Source organism: Christensenella sp. (assembly GCF_034927525.1).
GTDB lineage: Bacteria > Bacillota > Clostridia > Christensenellales > Christensenellaceae > Christensenella.
This window is the reverse complement of the sequence record NZ_JAYFPU010000145.1, coordinates 1-8,666: the sequence shown is the minus strand read 5'-3', so window position 1 is coordinate 8,666 and position 8,666 is coordinate 1. Positions and strand designations below refer to the sequence as shown.

The following is an 8,666-nucleotide window of genomic DNA, read 5'->3' as shown; positions in this document are numbered from 1 at the left end:
TATTGACGATCAGCTTGCTGATGAAGCTGGTAACGCTCTTGCTTGCCCATCCCTTATACGAAATAAAATATCCGACCGCAATGATGATGACGATCATGATCACGGCCTGCAACGCGTCAAAAATCAACCCCTGACACTCCTTAAACCAAAGCGGTATAGATCGCTTTGACCGCTTTTTCGAAATCGTCGTTTTCTACGCCGACGATGATATTGATCTCGCTGGAACCCTGATCGATCATGCGCACGTTCACGTTGTTTCTCGCAAGCGCTGTGAACAGCTTTGCGGAAACGCCGATCTGGCGGATCATGCCGCGACCGACCGTCGCGATGATAGCCATGTTAGAAGATACCTCCACGCTGTCCGGCTGGCATTGCGCGTGCAGCTCGTCGATCAGCTGCTCGATCACCCCGCGGATGCGCACATCGGCGATCACAATGGAGATCGTATCGATGGAGGAGGGCATGTGCTCGTAGGAAAGGCCGAATTTCTCGAGGCAGCCGAGCACCTTGCGCCCGAAGCCGACCTCTGTGTTCATGCCGTCTTTTTCTATGGTGATGACCGTGAAATTCTTTTTGCCCGCGATGCCCGTGATCCCCTCTTTTGAACCGTCGCGCCCTTCGATCGCCGGAATGATCATCGTTCCGCTGTTCTTTGGATCGTTGGTGTTTTTCACGTTGATGGGGATCGCCGCTTCAAGCACAGGGAAAATGCTGTCCTCATGCAGCACGGTCGCGCCCATGTAGGCAAGCTCGCGCAGCTCGAGGTAGGTGACTACGTCTATCTTTTTGGGGTCTGATACAATACGCGGGTCTGCCATCAGAAAACCCGAAACATCCGTCCAGTTTTCGTACAGGTCGGCATCTGCCGCACGCGCTACGATGGAACCTGTGATATCGCTCCCGCCGCGCGAGAACGTTTTGATCTTACCGTTTGGCAGGCTGCCGTAAAACCCCGGAACGACCGCACGCTCGTGCAGTTTTAAGGCCCCGGGCAGCACAGACAGCGTCTTCTTTGCGTCGTATACGCCGTCCTCGTTGAAAAAGATCACGTCCGCCGCATCGATGAAATCGTAGCCGAGCAGGTCTGCAATCAGCAGGCCGTTCATATATTCGCCGCGGGAAGCTGCGTAATCTTCGCTTGCACCTGCCCTGATGTCCTTATACATCTTTTCAAGATGGTCTTCGATGCGGATGGAAAGGCCGAGTTCGTCGCGGATGTCCGTATAGCGTTTGACGATCTTTTCGTAGACTGCCTGCGTATCATCTAAGCGCAGCGCCGCGTCGTGCAGCGCATACAGCAGGTCTGTTACCTTGATATCGTCCGAAAAACGCTTTCCGGGCGCGGACGGTACGACAAATTTTCTTGCTTCGTCCGCCTCAATGATTTGTTTCATCTTCAAAATTTGTTCTGCGGACGCAAGTGAGCTCCCACCGAATTTCGCAACCTTAACAGCCATGTTCAATCCTCTCCAACCTATTCCTCAGTATTTTCTGTTTCTTCTTCAAAATGATCCGTCAGCATACGGCCTTCCAGATAATAACGCTTTTCCTCTGCTTCGCCCAGCGAAAACGTCTTTTTGGGAAGCACGCCGCAAGCAACGACAAGATCAAAAAATGCGCTTTTATCCATCGAATCGAAATAAAAGCCAATGTTATCGTATTCCTTTGAGAGCGACAAAAACGCTTCGTCGCCGTGGATATAATCGATACTGCTTTGCGGGTTTTGAGCAATGTATTCTTCAAATATCTCCTGTACCTCTCCCACGGCAAGCGGATGCTGTGGGTCTTCGATCACGATGCGCCCTGCGCCGTCGTGGTACAAAAACGGTATCTGGTATGTGCAGTCCGCTTCGATCTCTTTACGCCAGCGACCGAATACAAGCTTTGCCTTCCTGCCTTTTTCGCGCAGGCGCTCTGTCACGAACTGCGCACAGCCCGAAGCGTTTACGCCGAACAACACGCGGTGTATGGGCATAAACTCGACCGCGCGGTCGCGCAGGTTGATGATCTCGCAAAGCGCAAAGCGCAGCGGATGGTTTTCTCGTTCTTCCTCTGTAAGGCCTTGCTTGGCCTCGTCCCACACTGCCTTTGCCGTCGCGAGCGAATGGTTCCCGTCGCCCACGCAGAAAAGCATGTTGTCGCGCTTTTTCAGGCCTGCGATCGCATCGATCACACCGCTTACGAGCTTTGGCTCGTCGACGAGCCAGCCTTCTATCTTGCCGCCGTCCATCATCAGGTCGAAATCGTATATCTTTTTCAGGCTCGTGCGCTGGATGTGCAGCGGCCCAATCACGCTGTCCTCCGGATCGTCCATCAGAAGCATGATGTGCGGCAGCTCCAGCGGCGCACCGTTCCTGATCTTCATGCGGGGAGGAATGCGCGAAAGCACCGTCTGCTCTGTCGCGCGGATCAGCGGCTTGTTTTCTATCTTAAAATCGTACTGCTCCAAGTCCATCGCAAGCAGTATCCCTTTTCTGAGCTTTTTATTAAGATGACGCTCTGTTAAGACAATACCCTCGGGCAGCAGACCCATTATGCCACCATTTAGGTATTCGTGCATTTCTGTTTTTAAGTCGTCAATGCACTGTACGACATTATCGCTTTCGAGATACACCTCCGGCAGCACCATGTGCAGCGTAGACGGAGCGTTTCCGACGAGCTTTTCAACTTTATCCCAATATTCCGGCTGCGACGTGAACTGGTCGCACGCCACGCACGACCACTTTGCCATGTTGACGTCTTCGCGCGGCAACAAAATCTGCGGAATTACAAACCCTAATTCTTTTGTATCTCTCATTGTTTCCTCCACTTTAAAGCCGTTTTTCCTCCACCCAAAGATACATAGTATAATATACCAGTAAAAAGCCGTTTTTTCAAGTAAAAACACAAACGCCCGTGCGGTTTGCTCACTCAAATGATGAACGGTTCGCCCTGCGGTTTTTGTGTGAGTAAGTCGCGCAGGACGCACAGCCCGTGCCTGAGCTGTTCGCGCGTCGGCGCAGCCGAAAGCGATACACGTACCGCGTCAAAGGGGAAATCGCTTCCCACAACAAACTTTTCCGCACAGAAAACGTTTACGCCCCTGCCTTTTGCCTGTGCCTCGAAATCCCTGCCGTGCACACCCGGTGGCAGGATGAGCCAGCGAAAATAATCCCTGTGTGTGCCGCGCAGGTCAAAACCCTCGAATATCTCCTGCGCGAGAGCGCACCGCGCCTGCGCTTCCAGCCGTTTTTTGCGGATGATCTCGTCTGCCGCGCCCGTGCGCACCAGATGCGCAACGATCTCTGTGTTGAAATGCGAGGTCATCAGATTGATGTTGCGGATGCCTAAGTCTATGCGCGCGCGGAAGGCCTGCGCCACCGCAAGGAAAGCCACACGCAGCCCTGCAGACAGCGCCTTTGACGTGCCGCTGATATATACACTTTGTTCGGGCACGTGCGCAGAGATCGGTTTTAGCCCCGTGTTGTTTAAAAATGCGTAGGTATCGTCCTCTAGCAGGATCAGCCCGTTTTCGCGGATCACCTGTGCGATCTGTTCCCTGCGCGCACGCGGCATACAGCAGGCCGTCGGATTTTGGCATTCCGCCATCAGGTAGATGCCCTTTACTTTATCGCTGCGGCACACCCGCCGCAGCTCGTTTGCGTCCATCCCGTCTTTGTCCATATCCACGGGTACCAGCCGGATGCCCAGCATATTTGCGAGGTTTTTGAAGCCGGTGTAGGTGAAGCGGTCGGTGGCGATCTTGTCTCCCGCCGAAAAAAGCGAGGTCAGGATGATCGCCAGTGCGTTTTGCACACCGGACACCACAAAAATGTGTTCAGGCGTCACTGAAAAGTGCATCTTCTGAAGCCACGCCACCCCCAGCTCGCAGTCCGCGGCCTTTTTTTGCGGCGCACCGTAGGAAAGGCAGTCCTCCACATCCGGCCCGGAGGCGACATGGCGCATTGCTTCTATGATGTATTGATCCTTGTCGTGCAGCGGAAGGATCATGCCAAGATCGATCAGGTTGGGGGCGCTTGTGCCGTCGGCCGTGGTGGTCGCTTCGGACACGAGGACATCTGAAGAAATAAAAGTGCCCTTGCCCACCGTCGCAAAGATCAGTCCGCGCTGTTCGCATATTTTGAACGCGCGCGTGACCGTGCTCAGGTTGATCCCCAAAAAATCTGCCAGTTCGCGCTGTGGGGGCAATTTGTCGCCCGGCTGCAGCACGCCTCTTTTGATGTCGTGCCGCAGCGCGTTCACGATTTCCATATAGATCGGTTTATTTTCTTTGTCAAGCGCGGGCTGCCAGCTCAGATCGTCATAAAAAAATCCAGCCATATCTGCTCCTTTTAATTTGTATTGCATACAATTATACCATTGAAACATGACAACAACAATCATATAATACTATTGTACCACAACAAAAAGCATACAATTATCTACGAGAGTGGTACAATCACGTTTGAACGTTTGCGCTGTAAAAACGGCGGTTAACAATATAGCAGCGAAATGAGGAGAAGACAATGGTAGCACAGGACAAAACAAAAAAATTAACGACCACGGCCGTCATGACCGCGCTCGTTTTTGTGGTGACGCTTTTGATCTACATTCCCGTACCCGCCGTGAAGGGCGCGTATTTTAACATCGGCGATGTGATCATCTATTGCCTGTCGTTTATTTTGGGCGGGCCTTATGCCGTGTTTGCGGCGGCGGTGGGCAGCGCGCTTGCCGATCTGATGCTCGGCTCTGTGATCTATATCCCCGCGACGCTTGTGATCAAGGGTTGTATGGCGCTCATCGTGGGCGTGCTTACATTGAAAAATATTTCCTTTGGGCGCTATTTGCTCGCGTGTGTTGTGGCGGGGCTTGTGATGGCGTTTGGCTATTGCACGTACGAGTTTTTCGCGATCGGCGGTTGGGCGGCTGCGGCTGCGACATTCATCCCCAACATGATACAGGCGGGGTGCGGCGTTGCGATCGCCGCGGCGCTTTATCATCCGATGCGTTCGCTGCGCAACCGGTTTGCCCTGCGCCCTAAATTATCCTGACTGTTTGGAGGATTTCCCCAGTTTTTCGTAAATAAGAGGCCATGCGGCCTGAAAATCTTTTTGGTAGTCCCTGCCACCTTTCCATGCGGCGGGGACTTTTCCTTTGTAGGGCACAAACCCAAACTGCATATACAGGTTGATGGCCTTTATGTTCCACGTGGACGAACTCAAGTACAAAAAGCCGTCGTGATCGAGCTGCCCGTAGAGGTCGAGCAGATAAGTCAGCAGCGCCTTTACGAGCCCTTTGCCCTGATGCTTTGGCGCGGCGGACACCCAATGGATGCGCAGATGCTCCCGCCCGAGATGACTGCCCGGCCACAGCGACGCTGTCGCGGCGACCTCGCCCGCTTCGTCGAGCACAAAAACACATTGTTTTTCGAGCAACGCGGGACGGCTGAGAAATTCCCTGCTGAACAGATCGTGCGCTTCCTGCAGCGTATCGGTCTGTTCCAGCATATAAATGAGCTGCGCCCATTTTTCCGCATATTCCGGCTGGTAGCTGGCAAAGCAAAAGCCGTCGGGCAGCGCATAGCGCGGGTACTGCGCGGTGTCCGGCTTTTCCATCAGTACATTGAAATGGGGAAGCGTTTTATCCAGCATGTTTTTGCTCCATTCCTTATGATCACTCCCCTGATTGTACCACGAAATACAAAAAGCGGCATGACCAAATGGCCACGCCGCTGTCGGGGTTGCGTATCGTTAGTTGATAAGCGGTCTGCCGTCCGAATCGGTGTTGATGCTGCCTGTCAGGATCATGATGCCTTCCACAAGACCCCAGATGCCGGAAATCGCCGACGTGATGCCAAAGGTGACAAATCCAAGCAGGCCTAAAATGAGCTGTCCGACCGCCTTGCTTGTAAAGCCAAGATAAAAGTTGTGGATGCCCAGCCAACCGAGGAAAATCCCCAGGATGCCTGCCGCGATCTTTGACTTGGACTGCGAAGCGGGATAGGCGTTCGTGCCCGGCTGCTGTCCCGGTTGTGCCTGCTGCTGTTGCTGCTGCGTTCCGCTTTTGGGAACGAGGCCAGCGCCGCACTTGACGCATACGACCGCTTCCGGATCTGACTTGGAACCGCAATTCCAGCAATAGTCGTGCCCTGTACCTACCGGCACGCCGCACCCTAAACATACTGTTTCGCCCGGGTTAAGCTGTCTGCCGCAATTTCTGCAATATTTGTATTCTGCCATTTTTATAAATCCTCCTATTGATAACGCGCGCCATGAGTGCGTGCGCCTCTTGTCTTGCTTTCAGTATACGGGGCGCAAAACCGCGTGTCAACGCGATTTTGCGTTATTTTGCGTTTCTTCATAAAGTCTTAAGGGGTTTGGTAGGTTTTTGTTTGGAACGGAGCCGGTTGTAACGTTTGGATATTCCAAATATTGTAAAACAGCATATAACCTATTATAATGATGATGACAACATAATATGACATATTAAAGCGTGAAGTTTTGGATAATGATAATGTTGCCGAGGCAAAAAAGCTTGTACGCAAAGCATTAAAGCCTGTAGTCAAAAAAGAAATGCAAAGTTAACTAAATCAATAAAGCGCCTATCTGCAATATTCAGATAGGCGCTTTTACTATTTTATCTCCTGCTCCAGTCCGTCAAATTCCGGCGTGCTGAAAAACTCGCCGAGGGTGATATTTAGGCCATCACATATTGTCTTGATCGTCACAATTTTAGAATTTTTACTTTTCCCATAAAGAATATTTTTAACCGAAGATGGTGGCAAAGCCGAAATGTTAGCCAATTTATTGATGGTCAAATTTCTTTCTGCACATAACTGTCTGATCCTATAAACAATGGTCCCTTGCATATTCATTTTAAATCTTCGCCTCTTTTTCGCCCAACAGCCATAGAATTTCCACTTTCAAAGCTTTTGAGATTTCTACGAGTTCTAAATCAGAGACTGATCGTTCCCCATTTTCAATTTTGGATAAAGTCGCCTGCGAAACAGACATCCCATTCACTTGCAGACGCGCAAGCAAATCGGCCTGATTCATCGGCGGGTTCATCATAGCCCTTGCGATACGTATTCTTTTCCCAACTAAATTTTTACTCACAGGCAACTTCCCCGCTTTATTCGATTTCTTGCTCAAGCGCATCAAATTCCGGTGTACTGAAAAACTCACCGAGGGTGATTCCAAAACCATCACACAATTTCTTGATGTTAACGATACCCGGATTTTGGCTTTCGCCATTCAGGATACTCTTCACTGTTCCTTGCGGTACTGCGGCAAAGTTAGCAATACTATTTGGATTGAATCCTTTTTCCTCGCATAACTGTTTGATTCTATGGGCAACAACTTCTTGCGCGTTCATTTTTTAACTCCACTCACCGTTTATCGTCGGATCATAATTTTTGCGTTAAAAAAGGCGAAATGGATATTTCGCCTTTGCTGCCTACTCTTTGAATTCTAAAACATCGCTTATGCTGCACTCAAGTACAAAGCAAACTCTTGCAAGAATGTCCAAGTCCACCCTTTCAAGCTTCCCTTTATACAACCGGTCGATCACTTCAAACCGAACGTCTGTTAATTTTGCTAATTTGTTTCTGGCAATGTTTTTCTGATCCATGACCTGATTGACTTTTAGGACAATCTTGCCATAATCCTTCATTTCCAGAACGGATTTATAATCTTTCATTCGGATTCTTACCTCATTTTAAGTCTATCTTCATAGTTACATATTGCATATTCCTATTTATATAGTTACTATATAAATAGGAATATTTAACATTAAGGTGGTTATTATGAATAAATCCCATACCTGCTGTTTTACCGGACACCGCCCGCACAAGCTACCCTTCCTGCGCAACGAAGACCACCCGCAGTACCGGCTTTTGGAGCAGCAGCTTATCACAAATATCCTCAAAAAAGCGCTGACGGACGGATGCGACACCTTTCTCACGGGCATGGCGCAGGGCATTGATATACTGTGCGCCGAGCTGGTTTTGAAAATCCGCGAACTGATCGGCGAGCATCTGCGGCTTGTATGCGCCATCCCTTATCTTGCGCAGGCGCAGCGCTGGGAAGCGACGGAGCAAGCCCGCTATAAAAAGATACTCGCGCAGGCGGATCATAAAATATTATTAGGCAGCGAATACGCCGACGGCTGTCTTCTTGCGCGCGACCGCTTTTTGGTTGAGCATTCCGCACACATGATCGCTGTTTATGACGGAGCATCGGCGGGCGGGACAAAATATACGCTTGAGTATGCCTACAGGAAAAACCTTTCGGTCTGCGAGATCAACCCAAACAGGCTGATGCCCTTTGCAAAATAACAAAGGGGTGGTTTTCGGCTTCCTCTTTCGTTTACATATATTGCAATACGCTAAACGCAGGAGGAACAATCATGACGCCCATAGACGAATACATTGCACAATATCCGCAGGAATTGCAACAAAAACTGGAAGAAATCAGGCAGGTTATCCATGAGGCTGCGCCGGACGCAACGGAAAAGATAAGCTGGAATATGCCGACCTTTTATTTGAACGGAAACCTTGTGCATTTCGCCATGAACAAAGCGCACATCGGCCTTTACCCGGGCGCGAGCGGTGTGGAGAACTTTATCCCTAAGCTTGACGGCTACAAATATTCTAAGGGTGCGATCCAGTTCCCGCTGAAAGACCCGCT

12 protein-coding genes are annotated in these 8,666 nt (G+C 50.6%); 3 read left to right on the top strand and 9 right to left on the bottom strand.

Going from position 1 to position 8,666, the window contains the following annotated elements; translation table 11 throughout:
* Positions 1-140 precede the first annotated feature (140 nt).
* From VB081_RS05975 to VB081_RS05965, 3 genes are all read right to left on the bottom strand, one after another.
* Positions 141-1,457: an aspartate kinase gene (locus VB081_RS05975; protein WP_323399919.1), complete on the bottom strand. Its 1,317-nt coding sequence runs from the start codon at positions 1,455-1,457 to the stop codon at positions 141-143.
* 17 nt (positions 1,458-1,474) lie between these two features.
* Positions 1,475-2,797 carry a DUF1015 domain-containing protein gene (locus VB081_RS05970; protein ID WP_323399918.1) on the bottom strand — a complete coding sequence of 441 codons (1,323 nt, stop codon included), beginning with the start codon at positions 2,795-2,797 and terminating at the stop codon, positions 1,475-1,477.
* A gap of 113 nt (positions 2,798-2,910) precedes the next feature.
* Complete coding sequence (locus tag VB081_RS05965) at positions 2,911-4,320, bottom strand: aminotransferase-like domain-containing protein (protein ID WP_323399917.1); 1,410 nt, start codon at positions 4,318-4,320, stop codon at positions 2,911-2,913.
* 185 nt (positions 4,321-4,505) lie between these two features.
* On the opposite strand from VB081_RS05965, the gene VB081_RS05960 reads away from it, so the two are divergent.
* Positions 4,506-5,030 carry an ECF transporter S component gene (locus VB081_RS05960; RefSeq protein WP_323399916.1) on the top strand — a complete coding sequence of 175 codons (525 nt, stop codon included), beginning with the start codon at positions 4,506-4,508 and terminating at the stop codon, positions 5,028-5,030.
* Here VB081_RS05960 and VB081_RS05955 read toward each other — a convergent pair.
* The 6 genes from VB081_RS05955 to VB081_RS05930 all read right to left on the bottom strand — a co-directional run bounded on the left by VB081_RS05955 (position 5,022) and on the right by VB081_RS05930 (position 7,677).
* On the bottom strand, positions 5,022-5,630 hold the full coding sequence (locus VB081_RS05955) for a GNAT family N-acetyltransferase (protein WP_323399915.1): 609 nt from the start codon (positions 5,628-5,630) through the stop codon (positions 5,022-5,024). The two genes, VB081_RS05960 and VB081_RS05955, sit on opposite strands and share 9 nt — an antisense overlap.
* 99 nt (positions 5,631-5,729) lie before the next feature.
* On the bottom strand, positions 5,730-6,218 hold the full coding sequence (locus VB081_RS05950; RefSeq protein WP_323399914.1) for a TM2 domain-containing protein: 489 nt from the start codon (positions 6,216-6,218) through the stop codon (positions 5,730-5,732).
* A 392-nt stretch (positions 6,219-6,610) separates the two neighbouring features.
* Positions 6,611-6,853: a helix-turn-helix domain-containing protein gene (locus VB081_RS05945; RefSeq protein WP_323399913.1), complete on the bottom strand. Its 243-nt coding sequence runs from the start codon at positions 6,851-6,853 to the stop codon at positions 6,611-6,613.
* A gap of 1 nt (position 6,854) precedes the next feature.
* The gene (locus VB081_RS05940) at positions 6,855-7,130 is read right to left on the bottom strand and encodes a helix-turn-helix domain-containing protein (RefSeq protein ID WP_323399912.1); all 276 of its coding nucleotides are present in this window, start codon (positions 7,128-7,130) and stop codon (positions 6,855-6,857) included.
* The gene (locus VB081_RS05935) at positions 7,111-7,353 is read right to left on the bottom strand and encodes a helix-turn-helix domain-containing protein (protein WP_323399911.1); all 243 of its coding nucleotides are present in this window, start codon (positions 7,351-7,353) and stop codon (positions 7,111-7,113) included. Before VB081_RS05935 ends, VB081_RS05940 begins: the two co-directional genes overlap by 20 nt.
* Before the next feature lie 81 nt (positions 7,354-7,434).
* On the bottom strand, positions 7,435-7,677 hold the full coding sequence (locus VB081_RS05930) for a helix-turn-helix domain-containing protein (protein ID WP_323399910.1): 243 nt from the start codon (positions 7,675-7,677) through the stop codon (positions 7,435-7,437).
* A gap of 106 nt (positions 7,678-7,783) precedes the next feature.
* Here VB081_RS05930 and VB081_RS05925 point away from each other — a divergent pair, with 106 nt between their 5' ends.
* Positions 7,784-8,314, top strand: a complete 531-nt coding sequence (locus VB081_RS05925; protein ID WP_323399909.1) for an SLOG family protein — start codon at positions 7,784-7,786, stop codon at positions 8,312-8,314.
* A gap of 71 nt (positions 8,315-8,385) precedes the next feature.
* Positions 8,386-8,666 (top strand): iron chaperone (locus tag VB081_RS05920; protein WP_323399908.1); only part of this gene is annotated, 281 nt, incomplete at its 3' end.